18 protein-coding genes and 1 riboswitch are annotated in these 22,266 nt (G+C 61.7%); of the genes, 9 read left to right on the top strand and 9 right to left on the bottom strand.

Going from position 1 to position 22,266, the window contains the following annotated elements; genetic code table 11:
* Positions 1-30: 30 nt before the first annotated feature.
* From VE009_RS14570 to VE009_RS14560, 3 genes are read right to left on the bottom strand one after another with little or no spacing between them, the layout of a single operon-like run.
* The gene (locus tag VE009_RS14570; protein ID WP_325008797.1) at positions 31-1,890 is read right to left on the bottom strand and encodes a FapA family protein; all 1,860 of its coding nucleotides are present in this window, start codon (positions 1,888-1,890) and stop codon (positions 31-33) included.
* The gene (locus tag VE009_RS14565) at positions 1,887-4,046 is read right to left on the bottom strand and encodes a two-component system response regulator (RefSeq protein WP_325008795.1); all 2,160 of its coding nucleotides are present in this window, start codon (positions 4,044-4,046) and stop codon (positions 1,887-1,889) included. The genes VE009_RS14570 and VE009_RS14565 overlap by 4 nt, the downstream gene beginning before the upstream one ends.
* Positions 4,047-4,092: 46 nt before the next feature.
* Complete coding sequence (locus VE009_RS14560) at positions 4,093-6,882, bottom strand: ATP-binding protein (RefSeq protein WP_325008793.1); 2,790 nt, start codon at positions 6,880-6,882, stop codon at positions 4,093-4,095.
* 145 nt (positions 6,883-7,027) lie between these two features.
* On the opposite strand from VE009_RS14560, the gene VE009_RS14555 reads away from it, so the two are divergent.
* The 6 genes from VE009_RS14555 to VE009_RS14530 all read left to right on the top strand — a co-directional run bounded on the left by VE009_RS14555 (position 7,028) and on the right by VE009_RS14530 (position 11,297).
* Positions 7,028-7,408 carry a helix-turn-helix transcriptional regulator gene (locus VE009_RS14555; protein WP_325008791.1) on the top strand — a complete coding sequence of 127 codons (381 nt, stop codon included), beginning with the start codon at positions 7,028-7,030 and terminating at the stop codon, positions 7,406-7,408.
* 2 nt (positions 7,409-7,410) lie between these two features.
* A complete protein-coding gene (locus VE009_RS14550; RefSeq protein WP_325008789.1) occupies positions 7,411-8,058 on the top strand; it encodes a GAF domain-containing protein in 648 nt (215 codons plus the stop codon).
* Between the two features lie 36 nt (positions 8,059-8,094).
* A complete protein-coding gene (locus tag VE009_RS14545) occupies positions 8,095-9,090 on the top strand; it encodes a DNA ligase (RefSeq protein ID WP_325008787.1) in 996 nt (331 codons plus the stop codon).
* 114 nt (positions 9,091-9,204) lie between these two features.
* Positions 9,205-9,417: a hypothetical protein gene (locus VE009_RS14540; RefSeq protein ID WP_325008785.1), complete on the top strand. Its 213-nt coding sequence runs from the start codon at positions 9,205-9,207 to the stop codon at positions 9,415-9,417.
* A 10-nt stretch (positions 9,418-9,427) separates the two neighbouring features.
* Positions 9,428-10,318, top strand: a complete 891-nt coding sequence (locus VE009_RS14535; RefSeq protein WP_325008968.1) for a YitT family protein — start codon at positions 9,428-9,430, stop codon at positions 10,316-10,318.
* A 67-nt stretch (positions 10,319-10,385) separates the two neighbouring features.
* Positions 10,386-11,297 carry a DNA polymerase domain-containing protein gene (locus tag VE009_RS14530; RefSeq protein ID WP_325008783.1) on the top strand — a complete coding sequence of 304 codons (912 nt, stop codon included), beginning with the start codon at positions 10,386-10,388 and terminating at the stop codon, positions 11,295-11,297.
* Positions 11,298-11,305: 8 nt separating this feature from the next.
* On the opposite strand, the gene cls is transcribed toward VE009_RS14530, so the two are convergent.
* Positions 11,306-12,742 (bottom strand): cardiolipin synthase, encoded by a 1,437-nt coding sequence (cls, locus tag VE009_RS14525; RefSeq protein WP_325008781.1) that lies wholly within the window; start codon positions 12,740-12,742, stop codon positions 11,306-11,308.
* A gap of 319 nt (positions 12,743-13,061) precedes the next feature.
* Here cls and VE009_RS14520 point away from each other — a divergent pair, with 319 nt between their 5' ends.
* Positions 13,062-14,054, top strand: a complete 993-nt coding sequence (locus VE009_RS14520) for a M23 family metallopeptidase (RefSeq protein ID WP_325008780.1) — start codon at positions 13,062-13,064, stop codon at positions 14,052-14,054.
* A 3-nt stretch (positions 14,055-14,057) separates the two neighbouring features.
* Positions 14,058-14,483, top strand: a complete 426-nt coding sequence (locus VE009_RS14515; RefSeq protein WP_325008778.1) for a polymer-forming cytoskeletal protein — start codon at positions 14,058-14,060, stop codon at positions 14,481-14,483.
* 54 nt (positions 14,484-14,537) lie between these two features.
* On the opposite strand, the gene VE009_RS14510 is transcribed toward VE009_RS14515, so the two are convergent.
* From VE009_RS14510 to VE009_RS14490, 5 genes are all read right to left on the bottom strand, one after another.
* Positions 14,538-15,236 (bottom strand): FadR/GntR family transcriptional regulator, encoded by a 699-nt coding sequence (locus VE009_RS14510; RefSeq protein WP_325008776.1) that lies wholly within the window; start codon positions 15,234-15,236, stop codon positions 14,538-14,540.
* A 9-nt stretch (positions 15,237-15,245) separates the two neighbouring features.
* The gene (locus VE009_RS14505; RefSeq protein ID WP_325008774.1) at positions 15,246-15,962 is read right to left on the bottom strand and encodes a LutC/YkgG family protein; all 717 of its coding nucleotides are present in this window, start codon (positions 15,960-15,962) and stop codon (positions 15,246-15,248) included.
* A complete protein-coding gene (locus VE009_RS14500; RefSeq protein ID WP_325008771.1) occupies positions 15,955-17,475 on the bottom strand; it encodes a LutB/LldF family L-lactate oxidation iron-sulfur protein in 1,521 nt (506 codons plus the stop codon). The genes VE009_RS14505 and VE009_RS14500 overlap by 8 nt, the downstream gene beginning before the upstream one ends.
* Positions 17,462-18,202: a (Fe-S)-binding protein gene (locus VE009_RS14495; protein WP_325008769.1), complete on the bottom strand. Its 741-nt coding sequence runs from the start codon at positions 18,200-18,202 to the stop codon at positions 17,462-17,464. The genes VE009_RS14500 and VE009_RS14495 overlap by 14 nt, the downstream gene beginning before the upstream one ends.
* A 142-nt stretch (positions 18,203-18,344) precedes the next feature.
* Complete coding sequence (locus VE009_RS14490; protein WP_325008767.1) at positions 18,345-20,420, bottom strand: putative bifunctional diguanylate cyclase/phosphodiesterase; 2,076 nt, start codon at positions 20,418-20,420, stop codon at positions 18,345-18,347.
* Positions 20,421-20,500: 80 nt separating this feature from the next.
* A riboswitch (cyclic di-GMP riboswitch) is annotated at positions 20,501-20,588 on the bottom strand.
* A gap of 478 nt (positions 20,589-21,066) precedes the next feature.
* On the opposite strand from VE009_RS14490, the gene VE009_RS14485 reads away from it, so the two are divergent.
* Positions 21,067-22,230 (top strand): DUF2254 family protein, encoded by a 1,164-nt coding sequence (locus tag VE009_RS14485; protein ID WP_325008765.1) that lies wholly within the window; start codon positions 21,067-21,069, stop codon positions 22,228-22,230.
* Positions 22,231-22,266: the final 36 nt, after the last annotated feature.

The following is a 22,266-nucleotide window of genomic DNA, read 5'->3' as shown; positions in this document are numbered from 1 at the left end:
AGAGGCCAAGGCGGCCTCTCCCTCGTTCTGTTATATCGCTTCTCCTTCGACGATGAGCCGGCCGCGGTTCAAATACGCGGTCACCTGCTGCATCGGCCGCTGCACGTACTGCTCGCTTCGCCCGATGCACAGCTTCGCCATGTAAATCCGCTCTGCCAAGATGCGCTGGTTGGAGCGGATGACCGCTTCCCCGCCGCTTTGGCCGCCGACGGACATAAGCGCGATGAGGCCGCCGGCTTCCAGCTCCCCGCCGCGGCAGACGGCGCCGCTGCTCTTAAATACGATTCCGTCCCGGGCGAAGAGGCGGCTTTGGAACGTCCCCTCCTTCGTTACCGCGATGTCGCCGTTCGACTTGACCGTCGTACCGTTGCACTGTGCGAACTGGATCGTCACCTGGCGCTCCTGCATCCGCTCGATCGTCTCGAACGACCTAGAGGCCAGCTCGCGCAGCCGCTCCAGCGGCTCCGCCGACGCCAGCCCGAGGAAGCCGAGCGGCCCGGAGACGGCTTCCAGCTGCCGGCGCAGGTCGCCCCATTCTTCGCCGTCCGTCCTGCGCACATGCGTCAGGGCAGCCAGCGACTCCTGGATCGTCTTCGGCACGCCCGCGAATTTCGCGGAGGCGAGCGTCGCGAGCAGGTGCCCGACCCGGGCGGTTCTGCCCTGCGCCCGGACGGCGCGTTCTAGCTCCGCCGCCGCCGCGAGCAGCGACTCCAGCTGTTCGCCGAGCGCCTTCGTGTACGAATACAACCGGTTATAGACGACGCCGAAATACCCGGAGTACAAATAGCTGTTGGTCGCGTTGCCGGAGATGTAGATGCTGCCCGTCGCCGTAATCGTGGCGCCGTATACGTTGCCGAACACGTACGTGTTGCCGAGCGATTCGACGATCATCCCCTCCAGCACGTCGCCGTAGATGACGACGTCCCCGGAGAAGACGATATTGCCCTTCGCAAGGTCGACGTCCCCGAACACGACGTATTCCGTCGTGATGTCGAACAGCTTCACGCGATCCCCCGACAGCTTCGGCCTTCCGGCCTTCAGCGCGATGACATCGCCGTCGGGCGTTATGTCGACGTAACGTCCGGCGCGGATCGGGACGTCCGCCGGAGCGGGCGGCACGATCGCTTGGTTGAACACGTTGCGGCCGGCGACGCCCGGCACGGGGGCTGTTCGCCTCGCGATCCGCTCCCCCGCGGCCGCCTGCGGAATGCGAAGATGGTTCTTGAAGTCGATCGAACCGTCCGTTTCGCGGAACACGCTCTCGATCCGCTCCGCGAAATACAACGTCAGCTCGGCGTCCCGGCTCGGGATCGGCTCGACGCCCCGGGCGATCAACACGGGCTCGTATGTAGGCTCGGCGATTTCCTGCAGGATGGCCGGCAAGTTCAAATTGCACGAGACGCCCATCTCGTGAATGCGGCCGATGACGTCCGCGGCGCTTAACGGCTGCGCGGCCCCCTCCTCGTCTTCCCCCGCCTCCAGGACGAGGTGCGAGGAAGCTTCCTTCGGGAGCAGCCGCCACGGCTTCCGTACCGCCGCGCGGATATGCAGGTGCGCTTGAATCCCGTCCGGCGAAACATGGATCCGGAACATCGGCGGCTCTTCCACGCTCCACCCGACCCGGTCCCCTTTCTCCAATATCGCCTTCCCGTCGACCGCGGCGCCGTTGACGTACAGCTTGACGGGCGGCTTCGCCTCCATGACGATGTCGCCCGCGGCGAAGCCGGCGCCGTAATGGATCGCGACGTCGCCCCCGACGATCATCGCCCAGCTGCCGTCCGCCCGAACCGAACGATCGGACTTCGACGGCGCGAGCGGCGAACCGCCGCCGCCTCCCAGCTCGCGGATCAGGCGCAGCAGCTCCTCGTCGGTCAAGTCGCGGCCGCTCATGCGCCGTCCCCGCCCTTCGTCCAGCGCGCGTCGTCGCATTCGTCCCTAAGCCACGCTTCGAAGGCGTCCGCGGGCAGCGGCTTCGCGATGTAGAAGCCTTGAGCCTCGTCGCAGCCCCAGCCGCTCAGCGTCTCCCATGCTTCGGCGCATTCGACGCCTTCGGCGACGACGCCCATGCGCAAATTGTGGGCGAGCTGAATGATCGAGCGCACGATCATCGCGCTGCTGTCGTCCTTCTGCATGGACATGACGAACGATTTGTCGATTTTCACTTGGGAGACGGGCAGCTGCTTCAAATAGGCGAGCGAGGAAAAGCCGGTGCCGAAATCGTCGATCGCGAGGCGAATGCCGCTGCGGTGCAGCTGCTCCAGCACGATCGTCGCCCGGGCCGTGTCGGCCATCAGGAAGCTTTCGGTAATTTCGAGCTGCAGCTTATGCTCCGGCAGCCTATATTTTCTCAGCAAGCCGGACGCCAATTGGGGAAACTGCTGATGCTGAAGGCAGCGTACGGATAAGTTGACCGCCACCGGCAGGTCGATGCCGGCATCCTCCCACGCCTTGCATTGGCGGATCGCCTCTTCCAGCACCCACAAGGTGAGGGTATGGATGAAGCCGGTTTGCTCCACGAGCGGGATGAAATCGCAGGGCGGCACGAACCCGTGCTCGGGATGCTCCCAGCGGAGCAGCGCCTCGACGCCGGCGACGGAGCGGGAGCCGATCCGGAGCTTCGGCTGGTAATGAAGGCGGAACTGCCCCTTCTCGACGGCGCTGCGCAAATCGCCCATCAGCGACAGCCGGTACGGGCTGTTGCCGTCCGCCGACTTGTCGTAGACGGCGTAGCCGACGCTGCTCGTCTTCGCGGAGTACATCGCGACGTCGGCGCATCGAAGCAGCGTCTCCGGGTCGTCGCCGTGCGTCGGACTGAGCGCGATGCCCATGCTGACGCCGACCGCGAGCGTAATGCCGTCGACCGACACGGGTTGTTCGATGATCTGAATCATGCTCTGGACCGCCCGCTCGGCCTCTGCGGCGCCGCTGTTCGGCAGCAGGACGGCGAATTCGTCCCCGCCCATCCGCGCGACGACGCCGTCCGCCGGCACGAGAGCGAGCAGCTCGCGGCTCAAGCATTTCAGCAGCTCGTCCCCGTACGAATGCCCAAGCGTATCGTTGATCGTCTTAAAATGATCCAAGTCGAACATGATGAGCGCGAACGGCTCCCCGCGGCGACGGCGAACGGCCTCGTGCAGATGGATGCGGTTCGGCAGCCCCGTCAGCATGTCGTGCAAGGCCATGTACTCGAGCTGCTCGAGCTGCGCCTTCCGTTCGGTGGCGTCCCGGATCGTGCAGGCGTAGATCCGGCGCTGCTCGAGGCGCGTCTCGTGCAGCTGCACCTCCGCCGGGAACAACGCGCCGCCGCGGTCGATCGCTTCCAGCTCAAGCGTATCCTCGTTCGGCCAAGGCGTTTCGCCCGACCGGACATAACGCCGCAGGAACGGTTCCCGGAACAGCCGGTCGATCGACCCGCCGAGCACCTCCTCCCGGGCATAGCCGAACATGCGGGTCACGGCCGGATTGACGGAGGTGATCACGCCTTCTTCGTCGAACGTGATCATCGTGTCCGACGACGTCTCCCCGATCACCTTCGCCATCGCTTCCGCCCGCTGCAGATCGGCGGCGAGCCGTAGCAGCCTCGCGTTCGCCTGCTCCAGCTCCTTCGTTTTCTCGTTCAGCAGCCTCGTCTGCTCGACCAGCCTCTGGCTGCTCAAATGCATTTCTAGCAAGCTGTCGACCTTCGCTTTCAGCGTGTCCGGGTCGAACGGCTTGAAAATATAATCGATGGCGCCGAGGGCATAGCCGTAATGGACATGCTCCGGGTCTTTGTTGATCGCCGTGATGAAAATGATCGGGATGTCCTTGCACCGCTCCCTCGTCTTGATGAGCTGGGCGGTTTCGTAACCGTCCATCCCGGGCATCTGGACGTCCAGCAGGATGAGGGCGCAGTCCTCTTTCAACAAATATCTGAGCGCGGCTTCCCCAGAATCGCATTTCACGAGATTGACGTATTTCGACGACAGCAGCGCTTCGAGCGCCACCAAATTTTCCGGACGATCGTCCACGACTAATATGTTGATTCGCTCGCTAACCGCTGCGCTCATCCTATCCCCCCCTGGTACTATAGTAAAAGCATCGTTTGTCTCCTGACTACGCTTTGCCGTGCAGCCAAACGGCGAGCAGCGTCATCAGACGGTCCATGTCGATCGGCTTCGTAATATAATCCGATGCTCCGGCCGAGAGGCTCATCTCGCGATCTTCTTTCATCGCTTTGGCCGTGACGGTGATGATCGGCAGCTCCGCGTACACCGGATTCGCCCGAATGCGGCGAATCGCTTCGTAGCCGTCCATCTCCGGCATCATGACGTCCATCAACACGAGGTCGATCTCCTCATGCGCCTCTAGCACCTCGATGGCGGCTTTGCCGTTCTCGGCGTGCAGCGTCTGCACGCCGCATGATTCCAAACGGCTCGACAGCGCGAAGACGTTCCGAATATCGTCGTCCACGATCAAAATCGTGCGTCCCGGGAAGGCGGGCATCCGCGGCTCGGCCGGCTCGGCGGCCGAAGCGGCCGCAGGCGCAGTCGGGACGATCGGCGGCGCGGACGCCGCGATTTCCGGAAGCGCCGCCCCGAGCTCCTCGGTCAGCTCCCTCGCCGCGGCAGCGGCTTTGCGGATCGGCAGGATCAGCGTGAACGCGCTGCCCTTCCCGACTTCGCTCTCGAGGCGGATTTCCCCGCCGAGCATGGCGGCCAGCTCGCGGCTGATCGATAAGCCGAGCCCCGTGCCCCCGTATTTCCGCCGGATCGAGCCGTCGATTTGCACGAAAGCGTCGAAAACGTGCTCCTGCTTCTCCTTCGGGATGCCGATGCCCGTATCGCGCACCGCAAGCTCCAGCGCGGGCGGCTCTCCGCCCCGCTCCCTGCGCCGCATCGCGAAGGTGACGCTGCCGCGCTCCGTAAATTTGAACGCGTTGGAGAGCAAATTGCGCAAAATTTGCTGCAGCCGCAGCGGATCGGTGAGCACGGAGACGGGGATGTCGGGATCGCTTTCGAACCGAAGCTCGATGCCTTTCTGCAGCGCGATCGCGCCGAAATTGCGCCGGACGAAGTCTTCCACATCCCGCGTCGGCACCGGCTCCTCTTGGATCTGCATCTTGCCGGACTCCACGCTCGCGAGATCGAGAATTTGATTGATAAGCGACAGCAAATCGTTGCCCGACGAGTAAATCGTCGCCGCGTACTCGACCTGCTTGTCCGTCAGCCGTCCCTCTTTGTTTTCCGACAACAGCTTCGCCAAAATGAGCATGCTGTTGAGCGGCGTGCGCAGCTCGTGGGACATGTTCGCCAAAAATTCGGACTTGTAGGTGGAGGCGGCGAGCAGCTGACGAGCCCGCTTCTCGAGCTCCCGGTTCGCCGCTTCGGCTTCCTCCGCTTTCCCCTCCAGCTCCGCGTTCATCGTCGTAAGCCGTTTCTGCTGCTCCTGCAGCAGCTTCTCCGACTGCTGCAGCGCCGCCGTCTGCTCCTCGAGCTCCGCGTTCGACTGCATCAGTTCTTCCTGCTGCGCGTTCAGCTCCTCGGCATACTGCTGCAGCTCCTCGGTCAGCTCTTGAGACTTGCGCAGCAGCGAAGCGATTCGATGCTGGTTTTTCGCTTTGTTGAATAAGAGGCCCGCCCGGGTCGACAGCTGCCGAATCAGCTCCTCCTGCTCGTAGGTCAGCTCCTCGCGAACGGCGAATTCGAGCACCGCCTCGACCTGGTCGACGCCTCGGATCGGGTAGACGTAAATCGCCGACGCCGGCTGATCGAGCAGCGCGCTGGAGATGCGCAGCTCGCGATGCTTCGTGTCGCGCAGCAGCTGGCGCTCGCCCGTGGCGATCGCGAGCCCCGCGAGCCCGTCCTCGGCCGTCAGCGACGGACGCAGCCGGGAGGCGGCGCCGGCCGGGATCGCGTACGCGCCCGCCAGCTCGTAGCGGCGATCGTCCGCCCCGGAGGCGTAGACGACGCCGCAGACGGCGCCGACGACGGGCGACAGCTCGCGCAGCAGCCGTTCCGACAGCCCCTCCACGGATTCGGCCTGCTGCAGCGAAACGATCAGGCGATCCAGATGCGTATGCAGCCAAAGCTGCGTTTCGTTCGCCTCCGCCCAGCGCCGCCCTTCTTCGTGCCGGCGCTGCAGCGCGTCGGCCATCGCGTTGAACGCTTCCGCGACCGCGCCGATTTCGTCCTTGGCCCGGTACGTAACGCGGATGGCCGCGTCCATCGTCCCGGACGCGAATTCGTTCATGACGCCGGACACGCGGCGAAGCCCCGTCACGACGGTTCGGCTGAACCAGAACGTCGCCGCGCCGCCGATCGTTAGGGCGAGCAGGGAGATCGAGATCAGAACGGCGCTCTTCTCCCGAAATTCCCGCTCCGCGTCGGCCGCCGCCCGCTGTACGGACAACCGGCTGACCGACTGCAGCTCGTCCACGGCCTGCGTGAGCGCTTGGAACGGACCGGCCTCTTCGGTGAGCAGCCGCGACGCTTCCGCCGTTCGCCCCGCTTGCGCGAGGTCCATCACTTGGTCTTGATATAATAAGTAGTCGGCCCCGACGCTGCCCAGCTTCGAGACGGCGACCGCGGTCGCTTCGTCCGTCGCCAGCTGCCGCATCGTTTCGAACGACTCGACGGCCGACGCCTCGGCGGCTTCCAGACGCCGGAGTTCCTCCGTTCTGACCGTTTCAGAAGCGGCAAGGACATAGTTCCTCATGCTGCGAGCGATAACGCCGATGTCGTGATCGATCGCGGCGGCCGTTTCTACCTTCGGATATTGCGACTGCGTTATGTTCTTGACCTGCTGCTCCAGGAGAGAGAGGCTGCCGACGGCAAGCGCCGACAGCAGCAGCATGGTGGACGCGATCGAACCGAATCCGACCCCGAGCTTCGCGCTTATTTTCATAGCCTTGATCCTTCCGTTCGGATAAAATGGGTAGTACGGCATGATTTTACGATATGCACAAGTTAGTTCGCATTTCGCGAACTTTACCTCATTATATTGCTCGTTCGCCCTGCGAATCAATCTTAATTTTAAGGAGTAATGTCCCATGACCGTTTTCTCGGCCAGACTCAAAGAATTGCGCAGAAAGCACCGGATGTCCATGCTCGAGCTCGGGAATCGGATCGGCACGGCCAAGAGTACCGTAGCCGGCTACGAAAGCGGCGCCCGGGAGCCAGCCCTTGCGACCGTCGCGGAAATCTCCCGCATTTTCAACGTCTCTTCAGATTACTTGCTCGGCGTGACCGACGTTCCCGCGCCTCCCGCCAGAGCGAGCGACGCTTCCGGCGCGCCCCAAAATTCGCTGCACTGGAACGGCGAGCCGTTGTCCGACGAGGAAATCGAGCTGCTGCTCAAGCTGCTTCGCGCGGCGGACGACGCGAAGAAGCAGCTCCGGGACGCTACGATTCGAAAATCGCGAGGAGGGTAATCATGGACCGCATCGTCACTTCCTTAAAGACGTTCCAACTGTCGAAGGACGTCCGGCAAACCGTGAGCAAAATCAACCGCCGATTGGCCGGGCAGAAGAACGTTTCGGATCTGCTTCAACAATTGTACCGAGAGGAAATGATCGGTTCGGAGCATTATATCTTTATGGAAACGAAGCTGCGCCTCAACCGCATCTGCGCGTCGATCGAGCGGCACTTCGAAGACGACGTCTGTTTGGGCATTTATTTGTTCGACCAACAGGAGAAGCGTCTGTGGGTCGGCGCCGATCCGAACGTGCCGCTTCATTACCGCGAGTATGCCAACGGTCTTTGCGTGGCCGCCGATATTAACGGCAGCGACGGCGTTCCCGAGTACGGCAGGCGCATCGTATCCATCCATGACGTCGAATCGTCGGAGCATTTCGTCTCGCTCAACCATCGCCGCGATTTGTTGAAGTCGAACATTCGCGCCTTCTGCACGACCCCGCTCGTCATCGGGGACAAGGTGATCGGGAACGCGAATTTGTATTCGCCGCGCCCCAAACAATGGTCCGCGGACGATCATTCGAAGCTGCGGCGCCAGGTGGCGGACATCGAGCATCGGCTGCTGGAGGTCAAGGAGCGATTCATTCAGGCGGCCTCCACGTTATAGCCGAGCTCCACTTTAATCACGACAGGTGGTGTCATAATGAACCATTCGAGCCCCGCCGAAGCCCGCGGGAGCGGCGCGCTCGCACTGCCCTCCGAACCGATGGGGCCGATCGCCCGAGACGACATTCCCGAGGGACCGGATTGGGGATATCAGCTGAAATGGGACGGCGTCCGCGCGCTCGCGCGCGTCGACCGCGGCGACGTCGAGCTGTTCTCGAGAAAGCTGCTCCGCAAAAACGACACGTACCCGGAGGTCGTGCGACGGCTCCAGCGGCTCGAGGGCTCTTATTTGCTGGACGGCGAAATCGTCTACTTCGACGCGGCGCGCGGTCGTCCCGTCTTCCAGAAGGTGCTGCAGCGCGAACGGACCCGCACCGCCTCCGCCTTGGCGCGCAGCAGCGCGGAAGCGCCGGTGTCGTACGTGCTGTTCGATCTGCTCGCGATCGACGGCGAGGATCTGCGCGACCGGCCGTACGCGGAGCGCTACGCGCGGCTGCGGGAGGCGTTCCCTCCGGACGGCGACCCTGCCTTGTTCGTGACCGATCTATTCCGCGACGGTCCGGCGCTGTGGCAGTGGGTCGAGGAGCGCGGCTGGGAAGGCATCGTCAGCAAGCGGCTGTCCGCGCCGTACGCGGAAGGCAAGCGGCACAAGGATTCGTATAAGAAGCGGACGATCCAGCGTTACGACGCCGTCTGCGTCGGCGTGACGTTCCGCGAAGGCCGGGTCGCCAGCCTCGCGCTTCTGTACGAGGGCGTCTACCTCGGCCGCGCCTCGCTCGGGCTCAACGAGCGGAGCCGCGCCGCTCTCGCCGCCTATGCGTCCGCGCACCGCGCCGCCGCCAGCCCGTTCCCCGGCGGGACCGCCCCCGCCGAACTGAAGCGCGAGACGGTCGTTTGGCTCGACCGTCCGTTCCCCGTCGCCGTCACGGGGCTCGAGATTACGGCGGACGGACTGCTGCGCCACCCGAAGCTTGCGGAGCCCGCCGCGCTGGAGCAGTTTCTGACCGCCGCGATCACCGCAGGCCGCAACTAACGTTGTTCCCGCAACGAAGCCCTTCGGCATCCGCCGAAGGGCTATTTTGTTTGCATATTACGTATACAATCGTATACAATTGTATCAATCCCTGCGAGGGAAGGAGAATTTGGGATGCCCGAAACGTTCCGCCGATCGAAAATCGAGCATTATTTGGCGGTGCTGTCGCTCCGCCGACAGACGCTCAAGCAGCAAATCGAACAAGAGGAATACGAGGGGCAGCGGGACTTTCTGCAAGGCCAGCTGTGCGCGATCGATTGGATCGTGAACGAGCTCGCCACCGAATTCGCGCTGACTCCTGCGGATAAAAAAGGAGAGGAGTCGTGAGTCTATGAACATGAACGCCGCCGCCATGGGTCCGAAGCCGTCGCAGCACCACCGGTTGTCCAAAGCGAAGCTGCTCCGGCGCACGTTATTCTTAACGCTGGGCGCCGCTTTGATGTCCGTCGGTCTCGAAATTTTCCTAGTCCCCAACAACATCATCGACGGAGGCATCGTCGGCATCTCGATCATCGCCTCCCATCTGACGCACGTCCCGCTCGGCGCTTTCCTGCTCCTGCTCAATCTTCCGTTCTTATTTTTGGGTTATAAGCAAATCGGCAAAACGTTCGCATTATCCACCCTGTACGCCGTCGCGGTCATGTCGATCGGCACGACGCTGCTGCATCCGATTCCGCCGCTTACGATCGATCCGCTGCTCGCCGCCGTGTTCGGGGGCATCATTCTCGGCGTCGGCGTCGGCATGGTGATCCGTTCGGGCGGTTCGCTCGACGGCACCGAAATCGTCGCGATCCTGCTCAGCAAAAAGACGGCGTTCTCCGTAGGCGAATTCGTCATGTTCATCAACGTCTTCATTCTCGGCAGCGCCGGCTTCGTGTTCGGCTGGGACCGGGCGATGTATTCGTTGATCGCGTATTATATCGCTTTTAAAATGATCGACGTGACGATCGAAGGCTTCGACGAATCGAAAGCGGTGTGGATCATCAGCGATACGTACGAGGAAATCGGCGAAGCGATCATGCAGCGGCTCGGCCGCGGGGTGACGTACTTGAACGGCGAAGGCGGCTTTACCGGCGGCGCCAAGAAGGTCATCTTCTGCGTCATTACCCGCCTCGAGGAAGCGAAGCTGAAATCGATCGTCGAAGAGCGGGATCCCGGCGCGTTCCTCGCCGTCGGCAACATTCATGACGTGAAGGGCGGCCGTTTCAAAAAGAAAGACATCCACTGATTCATAACCCCGCGTTACGCTCATACTAGGGAAAATCCCGCCGCTTCCGCGGAAGGAGGTTTTCCCTATGGCGAACGCGACCTACGCCCCGTCCCGCGCGCAGAAAGGCGTCGTCACGATCGACGGACAGGAGATCGTCGTCACGAACCCGAACAAGCCGCTTTGGCCGGACATCGGCATCACGAAGCTCGAGTTTTTGGACCGATTGATCGCGCTCTCCCCTTATTTGCTTTCGTACACGTCGAACCGTTATTTAACGACGATCCGCTGGCCGCACGGCATCCACGACGAATCGTTTTATCAAAAAAACTGCCCCAAAGGCGCGCCCGACTTCGTCAAGACGGCCGAGCTCGGCGGCATCAATTACATCGTGCTCGACTCGCTTCCGACGCTGCTGTGGCTCGGCAATTTGGCGTGCCTGGAATTCCATCCGTCCCTTCATTACGTGAACGACGAGCTGCCCGCGGAGTGGCTCATCGACATCGATCCGACGCTCGAGGAGGAGCCCCGCATCATGGAGGCGGCCAAAATCGTCGTCGACCTGCTCGCTTCGCTCGGCATCCAAAGCGTAGCCAAAACGTCCGGCGCGACCGGCGTCCAAATTTACGTGCCGATTCGCCGCGGGTACACGTTCGAGCAGCTGCGCGCCATCGGCAAATTTTTAGGCGATTATTTGGTCCAGACGCACCCGAGCTTGTTTACGATCGAACGGTTGAAAAAAGACCGCGGCACGCTCATTTACTTCGATTACCTGCAGCATTGGTATGGGAAAACGTTGTCCGCCCCGTACACGCCGCGCGCCAAAAAGGGCGGCACCTTGTCCACCCCGCTGTTTTACGACGAACTGCATCCGAAGGTGAGGCCCGCCGACTTTCATCTGCGCAACATCGAAGCGCGGCTGAACGCGCACGGGGATTTGATCCGCCGCGTGCCGCCGCAGTCGCTCGACGCGGTGCTGGCCGCGCTGAAGCCCCGGTAAATTCGACGCTAGAGCAGCGGCGCCAGCAGCCGTCCGATCGTTTCCTTGGCGCGCTGCAGCCGGCCTCGGCGCGCGAACCCGCGCAGCTCGATCTCCTCGCTGTTGTCCAAATCGAGCAGAAAATCTTCCAGAAACCGGCGGACGATATGTTCGTCGAAGAACGCCGCGTTGATTTCGAAATTGCTGAAGAAGCTTCGCAAATCCATGTTGGCCGTGCCCGTCATCGCGAAATGCGTGTCGACGACGACCGTTTTCGCGTGCATGAAGCCTTTGCAGTAGCGGTAAACGCGCACGCCGGCGAGCAGCAGCTCCTCGACGTACGACAGCGACGCCCACAGCGTCAGTTTCGAGTCGGCGATGCCCGGAATGACGATGCGGACGTCGACGCCGGCGAGCGCCGCCGTTTTGAGCGCCATAAGCAGGCTTTGGTCCGGGATGAGATACGGCGTCGTGACGTAAATGCGCTCCTTCGCGGAGATGAACGACGCGAAATACATCTCGAGAATCATGTCCCACTGCGTGTCAGGCCCGCCCGGCACGATTTGCACCGCTTCGCCTTCGGCGACGCCATGCTTCGGGTAATAGTCCTCCGAATACGGGAGCCGTTCGCCGCAGACGAGCTCCCAGTCGTTCATGAACGTCCGCTGCAGCTCGAGCGCCGCGTCCCCTTCGATCCGTACCGACGTATCGCGCCAATACCCCAGCTTTTTGTCCTTCCCCGTATATTCGTCGCCGATGTTGATGCCTCCGACGTACCCGATGTTGCCGTCGACGACCGTAATTTTGCGGTGGTTTCGAAAATTGATCCGCTTGTCGAACAACGCGATGAATGCAGGCAGAAAGCAGTGCACTTGCCCTCCCGCGCGGCGAAGTCCGTCCCAGAACCCTTTCGGGGTCGAATACGCGCCGATGCCGTCGTAGATGACGCGCACCTCGACGCCTTCCAGCGCTTTGCGTATGAGCACATCGTGAAATTTTCGCCCATAGATATCGTCGTTCCATATGTAATAGAGCATGTGAATATGATGCTCCGCCCGCTCGATGTCCTGCAGCATCAACCGGTACGTCTCCTGCGCGGACGCGAGCACCGTCGTCTCGTTGCAGACGGTGACCGCCGCATCGGGGAAGCTGCGCAGCAGGCCGAACAGCCTCGTCTCCCCGCGCATCGCCGGATTCGGGAACTGCTCTGCGCTTTGAATCGTTTTGACGACCGGCAGCGGATGCCGATGGACCTTCTGGTCGACGTCCCGGCTGCTGCGGCGGCGGATCATTTTGCGATGGCGATACTCCCGGGCGATGAAATAGTAGAAGACGAATCCGACGATCGGGAGCAGAAACAAAATCGACAGCCATGCGAACCCTTTGGAAGGACGCCGGTATTCGGCGATCATAATCGTTGCGACTTGGAAAATGAATAAAATCAGCGCCAATGTAAGCCAGATCATGGATGCGTCACCTCCGGGCGTAACGAATAGTATTCCCGCCCTTCCGCGGCGGTATTCCCGCCCTTCCCCGGCGGTATTCCTGCCGCTCGACCGCCCTCCGCACCGCTCCCCTCCCCTCCTCCTTATCGCCCGCCCCTCTCGCCGCGCGAAGACGATTTTCCCGCGGTTTTCGATCAAAAATGTCCCGTTTCGACGGGTCAAGCAGGATATTCGTCGGAAATTGGCGAATATTACTAAGTGTCGCCATCCCAAAAATGACCATACTAACTTCCGTTGTTCGGAAGTTCAGGTTCGGCAGCGAAGCCAAGAAGGAGACGTTATGATTCGCGACTGGCTTACGAAGAAGTTTACTCTCTTGATCATTCCCGAAGCGAACCGCCAAGTGCGGCGGCTTCGGCTTCCGGCGTTCTGGCTGTACGCCGCGCCCGGCATCGCGGGGATCGTTCTGGCCGCCTCCGCGCTGCTCGCCGCGAACCATGCGGCGCTGCTGCATTCGCGCGACGCGCTCGCGGCCGACGCGTCCGCCGCGCAGGACGCTCTCTCGGCGACGGTGGCCGCGAAGGACGCCGAAATTGCGAAGCTGCAAGACGAAGTCGTTCGGCTCTCGCAGGAGGCGGAGGCGTTCGCGGCCAAGATGGCCGAGCTGCGGGCGCTGGAGCGCGAAATCCTGGCGCTGTCCGGCGAGGACGACGTTCCGACCGCCGAGGCGGCGCGCGCGGACGGGGATGCGGTCTCCGTCTTATCGGCGAACGTCGGCGGCGAATTCGTGCCCGTCGATGCGGACGACGCCCTGCGCCTCTCCGAGGAGACGCGGGATGCGATCGCTGCGATGAACGGCGAAGCCGAGCGGCTCGAGAACGCGCTGCAGGAAGCGCTGAAGGAAGCCGAACGAGTCGCGTATTTGCGGCGCATCACGCCGTCGATTTACCCGACGACCTCGACGCAAATTACGTCGTTCTTCGGCTACCGCAAAGATCCGTTTACGCGCAAAAGCGCCTATCATCGAGGGATCGATTTCGGCGGCAGCGTCGGCGATCCGATTTTCGCGACCGCGGACGGCACGGTGTCGCGGACCGGCTACGAGCGCGCGATGGGCAACTATATTTACGTCAGTCACGGGAACGGCTTGGAGACGGTGTACATGCATCTGTCGAAGACGCTCGTGAAGAAAGGCCAGAAAGTGAAGAAGGGCGAGAAGATCGGGCTGCTCGGCTCGACCGGCCGCAGCACCGGTCCGCATCTGCATTACGAGGTACATAAGAACGGCGCCGCGATCAACCCGAAGCCGTATATTCAACACCAGGAAGGATGACCGATGATGTTTAAAGGGAAACGGATCGACGTCGCCGCGACCGATACGCTGATCGGGGAAGGCAGCGTCTTCGAGGGGACGATCAAGTCCGAGGCGAGCCTGCGCATCGAAGGGCGCATGCTCGGCGACATCGAATGCAGCGGCGACGTGACGGTCGGCGAAGGCGGCGAAGCGCAGTCGAACATCGCGGCCCGGAACGTCGTCATCGCCGGCGTCGTGCGCGGCGACGTGACGACGAGGGGCACGCTGACGCTGACGGCGACCGGCAAGCTGTACGGCAACGTGCGCTGTCAGTCGCTCGTCGTGAACGCGGGCGCCGTCTTCCAGGGCGCGAGCCGCATGGACGGCGCGGGCGTCGCGGAGACGGCCTCGGAGCAGCCGGCGGCGCCGACCGGCTCAGGCGCAGGCGCTGGCGCGGCGGCGGTATAGCGCGCCGCAACGAACAACACCCCCGGTCCGCCACGGACCGGGGGTGTTGTCGTCTTACCGGCGCAAATGCCGCATCAGCATGCTCTCCACATGCTCGAGATGATCGCGCATGCGCGCCTCCGCGCCGGCCGCGTCGCCGCGCTCCACGGCCTCGAAGATGGCCATGTGCTCGCGGTACAGCCGGTCGGACACCGAGCGGCTCGCGTACAGCTCGGCGCGCCGCGTCTCGCGGATCGCCAGCTCCATCTGCGACGAGACGGCCTCGAACAGCGTCAGCAGCACCGAGTTGTGCGTCGCCTTCGCCAGCTGCCGGTGGAACGCGAGGTCGGTGCGCTCTCCGGCCGCTTCGTCCCCGAGTCCGTCGCGCATGTCGGTCAGGATCGCCCGGAACGCGGCGAGGTCCTCCTCCGTCCGCTTGCGGGCGGCGAGCCCGGCATTCGATATTTCGAACGATTGGCGCGCCTCGAGCAGATCCATAATCGTCTGCTTATTGACGAGCAAGCTTTCGATGCCGGTCGTCGGCACCGCGAGCACCGTGCTGGCGCCGCCCTGGCGAATGTCGATGAGCCCCATCGCCTTCAGCGCGCTCAGCGCCTCCCGCATCGTCGACCGGCCGACGCCGAACCGCTCGGAAAGCTCCTTCGTCGACGGCAGCTTGTCGCCCGCCTTCAGTTCGCCGTCCACGATGAGCCGCTTGATTTGCTCCGTAATGTGCTCGTACTGGTTCCGCTTGGACAGCTTCGAAACGTCCATCCGCTCCGCCTACCCTACGATGATCGCGTAGACGACGCCCGGGCCGTGAACGCCGATCGTCAGATCGTTCTCGATATCGGCGGAGCGGCTCGGGCCGCTGATGAAGTGGACGCCGGCCGGCAAATCCTCGCGCGGCGTCGCGTCGAGCGGCCGCAGCACTTCGCCGAGGCGCGTCTTCATCCGATCCGCCGGGATGATCGCGAACAGCGCCGTCGGCAGCAGGCTGACCGAGCGTCCCTTCTGTTCGGACGACTTCACGACGATCGAGCCCGTGTACGCTACCGCGTGATCGACGACGACGAGCCCGATGTCCGCGCCGGCCGCCACCGTCAGCCGCTCATCGCGCGGCGCTTCGTCCCAGACGACGACCTCGGCGTCCGGCAGCTCCGCTTCGATGCCGAGCTCGTTCAGCTCCGGCTGGTTTTGGCGCAGCAGCAGCTTCGCCTTCAGCTCGGACGCTTTGCCGACGATCCACGACTTTGCCTCTTCCATCGACGCATGCCGCACGACGTGGCCGCCCGCCTTCGTCCAGTTGTCGCTGAACAGCTGAATGCGCTCATCCAGCGCGAGTTCGAACTCGTCCCAGAACGCCGGCGCTCCCTTGAACGGATGCCGCGGCTTCTCGCGCACCTGCGGTCGGCCGAGCCGGCTCGCGATGTTGCCGATGAACTGCGCCTGCTTCGCGCGGGACCGCTCCTCCAGCTGTTTCAACAGATCGTTAGTCATGACCGTGCCCTCCCGTCTTCCGTTTCGCCAGCGCTTCTTCCATCCGGCGCCGCGCTTCGCCCGCGAGCGGCTCCGCCGTCCGGTTCAGCTCGCCCTTCAGCGACTCCCACCGGTCGCGGAACGATTCGCTCGGCAGCGTCGGCGCGTGGCGGTACGAATTCCAGCCTTTCAGCGGACCGATTTTCGCCTTGATCGCCCCGTCTCTCGCCAGCAGCGGCTGCCCGAACTTCGCAAGCTTCACCGCGCCGGTGAAACGGGAGGCGTTCGACATGAGCACTTGGAACCCTTTCATGCCGATCTTCTCGAGCGGGTCGCCATTGCCGCTCGACACTTTGCGTTTGCGCAAATACACCAGCATATCGTGCAGCGGAATTTTGACCGGACAAGCTTCGTAGCAGGCGCCGCACAAGCTCGACGCGTTCGCGATGTCGTCCCATTCCGCGACGTTCTTATTGAGCGCCGGCGTCAACACCGCGCCGATCGGACCGCTGTACGTGCCGCCGTACGCGTGGCCGCCGATATGGCGGTACACCGGGCAAGCGTTGAGGCATGCTCCGCAGCGAATGCAGTTGAGCAGCTCTTGGAACTCCGGATCGCCGAGCTGCAGCGAACGGCCGTTGTCGACGATGATGATGTGCATCTCTTCGGGGCCGTCGCCGTCGTTCGTCCGGCGCGGACCGGTAATGCCGGACATATAGACGGTCAGCCGCTGGCCTGTGGCCGAGCGCGGCAGCAGCGTCGCCATCACCTCGAGGTCGTCCCACGTCGGAATGATCCGCTCCATGCCCATGAGCGTAATTTGCGTTTTCGGCACCGTCGTGACCATGCGCGCGTTGCCTTCGTTTTCGAACAGCACCATCGAACCGCTCTCCGCGATCGCGAAATTGCAGCCGGTCATGCCGATGTCCGCTTCGAGGAATTTCTCGCGCAGCTTTTTCCGGACGAAGCCGGCGAGCACCGTCGTCTCCGGCGGCAGCGTCTCGCCCGCGTCCTTCGACAGCAGCTCGGCGATTTGGTACCGGTTCTTATGAATCGCCGGGATGATGATGTGCGACGGCGTTTCGTTCGCGAGCTGGATAATATATTCGCCGAGATCCGTCTCGATCGACTCGATGCCGACCTTCTCGAGCGCCGCGTTCAAATGCAGCTCCTCGCTCACCATCGATTTCGATTTGACGACCGAGCGCGCGCCGACGTTCTTCGCGATCGCGAGCGCGATGTCGACCGCTTCCGCCCCCGTATCCGCGAAATGGATATGCACCCCGTTCGCGCGGGCGTTCTCGATAAATTGGTTCAGGTAGTAATCCAGGTGCGCGATCGTATGAAGCCGGATTTGCCGCCCGCGCTCTCGCCAATCGTCCCAGTTGCCGTGCTCCGCGGACGCGGTTTTCTTGCCGTTCCGAAGCCGCTCCGTCGTAAACTTCACCGCATTGCGCAAAAACTCGTCGTTCAGCGCGACGCCCGCGCGTTCTTTGACCGTCGCGAGACCGCTTCCGTGATTAACGCTGCTCAACGGCCGACACCCCCTCGTAAAGTAGCTCCGCCAAATGCATAACCCGGACCGGCTTGCCGCGGTAACGCAGGTTGCCGGCGATGTTCATGAGGCACCCCATGTCGAGGCCGACGAGCACTTCGGCTTCGGTTTCGAGCACGTGATCCGTCTTCTCGGACACCATCGCGCCGGAGATGTCGCACATTTTGACCGCGAACGTGCCGCCGAAGCCGCAGCAGTCTTCCGCGTATGGCAACGGCACGATTTCCATGCCCCGCACGTTCTCCATCAGCTTGCTCGGCTCCGCTTTAATGCCGAGCAGCCGGCTGCCGTGGCAAGACGGGTGGTACGTCACCTTGTGCGGGAACGTCGCGCCGACGTCTTCGACCCCGAGCACCTGCACGAGGAACTGCGTGAATTCGTACGTTTTCGCGACGAGCGCCTTCGCCTTCTCCAGCATGACCGGATCGTTCTCGAACAACTTCGGATAGTAGTGGTGAATCATGCCGGTGCACGAGCCCGACGGCGAAATGACGAAATCGCTGTCGTCGAACGACTCTAAAAGCGTTTTCGCCGAAGCGCGCGCTTCGTCCCAGTAGCCGCTGTTGAACGCCGGCTGACCGCAGCACGTTTGCGTTTTCGGGAATTCGACGGCGACGCCGTACCGCGCGAGCAGCCGGACCATCGCTTCGCCGACGCGCGGGTATACCGCATCGCTTAAACAGGTGATGAATAAAGACACTTTCATGGGACCGTTCCACCTTCCGGGGAAAATAAAACTCTCTGCTTATCAGCTTATCAGACATGTTGAATAGCGTAAAGCATTTTTTAACGGCGCGATCGGCTGTGCGCCCGGCACCTGGACGGTTCCGGGCGGGTGCAGCCGGCGGCTAGTTCCATTGTCTTCCCGGCGCTTCTCCGAGCATCGCGTCAATGCGCGCCGCCGGGACCGGTTTGCTGTACAAGAAGCCTTGATATTCGTGGCAGCCCGCGCCAAGCAGAAACCGCAGCTGCTCGCCGGTTTCGACTCCTTCGGCGACGACCTTCAGCCCGAGATGCTTCCCCATCGCGATGATCGACGAAGAAATCGCCGCGTCCCGAATGCCGAACGGAATGTCTTGAATAAAGCTGCGATCGATTTTGATCGAATCGAGCGGGAAATTTTTCAGCAGGCTCAGCGAAGAATACCCCGTGCCGAAATCGTCGAGCGACACGCTCGCCCCGAGCGCTTTCAGCTCGCCGAGCAGCCGGACGCCCGCCTCGACGTTCTTCATCATCATGCTCTCCGTAATTTCCAGCTCCAGCCACTTCGCTTCCAGCCCGGAGCTGCGCAGCGCCTGTTCGACCGTCTCGACGAGCCCCGCGGACGCGAATTGCTTCGGAGACAAGTTGACGGAGACGACGATCGGCGGGAAGCCGTCCGTTTGCCAGCGCCGGTTTTGCGCGCACGCCTCCTTCAGCACCCATTCCCCGATCGGCACGATCAGGCCGCTCTCCTCCGCCAGCGGAATGAAATCGGACGGCGGCACGACGCCTTTCTCCGGATGGCGCCAGCGGAGGAGCGCTTCGACGCCGACGAGACGGCCGGTGCGCATGTCGATGCGCGGTTGATATTCCAAATACAGCTCCCGCGCTCTAAGCGCCTTCCGGAGCTCGTTCTCCGCCTGCAGCCCCGTCCTCCGGTCCTCGGCGACGCGATTCTTGTAGAAGACGTACGTGTTCTTCCCCTGCTCCTTCGCGCAGTACATCGCTTGGTCGGCCGCTCTTACGAGCGTTTGCAGATCCTGCGCGTCGTCTGGATATACCGCTACCCCGATGCTCGTCGTGACGTTGATTTCCATGCCGCCGATCGTGAACGGAACCCGGAACGCGTTCATGATCGCCGCGGCGCGGGCGGCGGCATCATCTCGATCCGCGATGCCGAGCGCGGCGACGGCGAATTCGTCGCCGCCCATGCGGAACCCGAGATGTTCCGTCCCGTCGAACATCGCTTTGATTCGATTCGCCACTTGCTTCAGCAGCAAGTCGCCGACGTCGTGACCGAGCGAATCGTTCACGATTTTGAATCGGTCCATGTCGAAAAAGTACAGCGCCGTCCGCCGGCCTATCTGTTCGCTCAGCAGCGTCGGGAGCCGCTCCTCGAAGCGGCGGCGATTGCCGAGACCCGTAATCGGATCCTCGTACGCCATCGCCCGCATCCGCTCTTCCAAGCGCACCCGTTCGGTGATATCCCGCGAAACGGCGATGATGGACACGACCGTTCCCCGTTCGATCACCGGCGTCAGTTTGCTCTCCAGCCAAACGGCGGAGCCGTTCTTGTGCACGAAACGAAGCTGCACGGTAATCGACCGGCGCTCTTCGTTCAGCTTGCGGATCGTATCGATGATGACACCCACGTAGTCGGGGTGAGCGAATGTCAATCCGTTCGTGCCCTCCACCTCTTCGGGAGCATAGCCCAAGACCGTCAGATGCGAAGGGGAGGCGTAAACGATCGTCCCATCGCCTCCGAAAATTTTAATCAGGTCCGTCGCGTTCTCCGCGATGATACGGTATTTCGTTTCGCTGACGGCGAGCTCCCGCTCCACCGTTTTCCGCTTCGTCACGTCGGCCGCGTACCCGACGACTTCGACGACGGCGCCGCCCCGCTCGATCGGCCGCAGCGACGTCCAGACCCAGCGTCCCTCGACTTCGGCTTCGTACTCCGTCCTCGCCCCCGCCCAGGCCGAAGCGAATCGCTCCCGATTATATGGTAACGCTTCCAAAAATGCGGCGTCTTTTCCTATAATATCTTCCGGACGCAGGTTCGCATCGTGGATCATGCCGCCGTCGGCCCGCGTATACACGTGACGTCCGTCTTTTTCCACGTAGGAGAACAACGCGCCAGGGTAATGGCGGAGCTCATTGCGCAGCGATCTATATTTGCCGGCCAGGTACGAAGTAAAGTCCCCGGAATTTTGCGTGTTCATGGTAGAACCTCCTCTTTCGCACGTTGTCGGTGAACACGCAGGCGCAAAAAGGAGGATGGGAGTGCCGCTCGCATCTACCGTTCGGGAGCTTGGCGGCCGTAGAAACTCGGTTTCCGTAGGCCCATAGCTTTGCGCCGCTTGCTTTCGCAAGGTTTGCCGTTTCGTCTATAGTGCAGTGCCCTCATTATAGATGCGATTCAGCCAATTTTCAACATATATCAACACGATTCGACACGCGCCAATTTTTGTAATTGTTTGCGTACTCGTACTCCCTTCCCATCATCCGCGACAACGCGCCTGCAACCGCCTGCGCCCGCCTGTGCCCCGCCATGATGTGTACCTCCTACCCTTCTTTTGTAACCATCCCCTCTTTCTTTTGCGTACCTCCTTCCCATAACCCGCCGCCAGCGCACCTGCGCCTGCCTGTGCCCCGCCATGATGTGTACCTCCTACCTTTCTTTTGTCACCACCCCTCTCCTCTTTTGCGTACTCCCTTCCCATAACCCGTCTCCAGCGCGCCTCGCCCGCCTGTGCCCCGCCATGATGTGTACCTCCTACCTTTCTTTTGTCACCACCCCTCCTTTCTTTTGCGTACCTCCTTCCCATAACGCGCCGCCAACGCACCTGCGCCCGCCTGTGCCCCGCCATGATGTGTACCCCCTACCTTTCTTTTGTCACCACCCCTCCCTTCTTTTGCGTACTCCCTTCCCATAACCCGTCTTCAGCGTGCCTGCGCCCGCCTGTGCCCCGCCATGATGTGTACCTCCTACCTTTCTTTTGTCACCACCCCTCCCTTCTTTTGCGTACCTCCTTCCCATCATCATCCTCCAGCGCATACGCACCCGCCCCCGGGACGCCGATCCCCCTTCTGGAGGGAGGACCAACCAGGCGGGCAAAACAAAAAGGCCTGCCGCTTCCGAAAGACGTCGATGCTTCGGTCGCTGTCTTGTTCGCATTGATCTGCCTGCTGTTTTTCGTTTATTTTATTCACCAGGTGTCTAAGTTCATTAGGGTTAATACTTTGATTCAAATTGTTTCGGAAAAAGCCGTTACATTGATTCATGCGTTTAAAACCGTCGGTACCCTCGGGGAATCCGAACTCACTTCCTCGACGCCAGCGGCTGAATGTTTGACTATATATTCGGAGAAGGAGGGATATCTGAACTTTGTGGATTTCTTGGCGTTGGAGAGAGCAATAAAAAGAAAAGGCTATAAAGAGTTAAAGATTCTCCTTATTCCCAAGGTTGGCCAATACATACGAAAAAGAGCGCCCTTAATGGAAATTCGCGGGCACTCTACTTTATCCGAGGAATTTCAAAAAAAATTAGCGAACGCAGTGAAGGTTTCTCCAGTAAGGTCAAACGAGCAAGACATCGCCTTCGTTATGGAAAAAATAATAGAAACGGGTTTGCGGGCGATTTCTCCCGGGATTAATGACCCTAATACGGCGATCTACTGCATTAGAGCTCTTGGGATTTTGCTTGCCAAGCTTGGGTCATGGAAGGGCAGCTGCTGGATTGTGAGAGGGAAGGGATACATTCTCGAAATTCCTTACTTTACGTTCGAGGACTTCTTATATAAGACCTTTTACCAACTCAGACTGTATGGGGCGCATGATGTGTCCGTTATGCATGCTCTGTTGGAGTCGCTGACTCATCTCGCGGAAGAACTTCAAGAAGGAAGAGAGACGGTACAGAAAATCGGAAACTATGTGTATTCGAACATCGACCCAAGGATCATGCATGATCTGGATAGAAATTTGATTGTGCACGCAAAACAACGATTGGACCACATTTGCCAAACATCATAATCCATTCGGAGGGCCGGAGCAATCGGCGAGCGGGGA

Source organism: Paenibacillus sp., assembly GCF_035645195.1.
Lineage (GTDB): Bacteria > Bacillota > Bacilli > Paenibacillales > YIM-B00363 > Paenibacillus_AE.
This window is presented reverse-complemented; position numbering and strand designations above follow the sequence as displayed.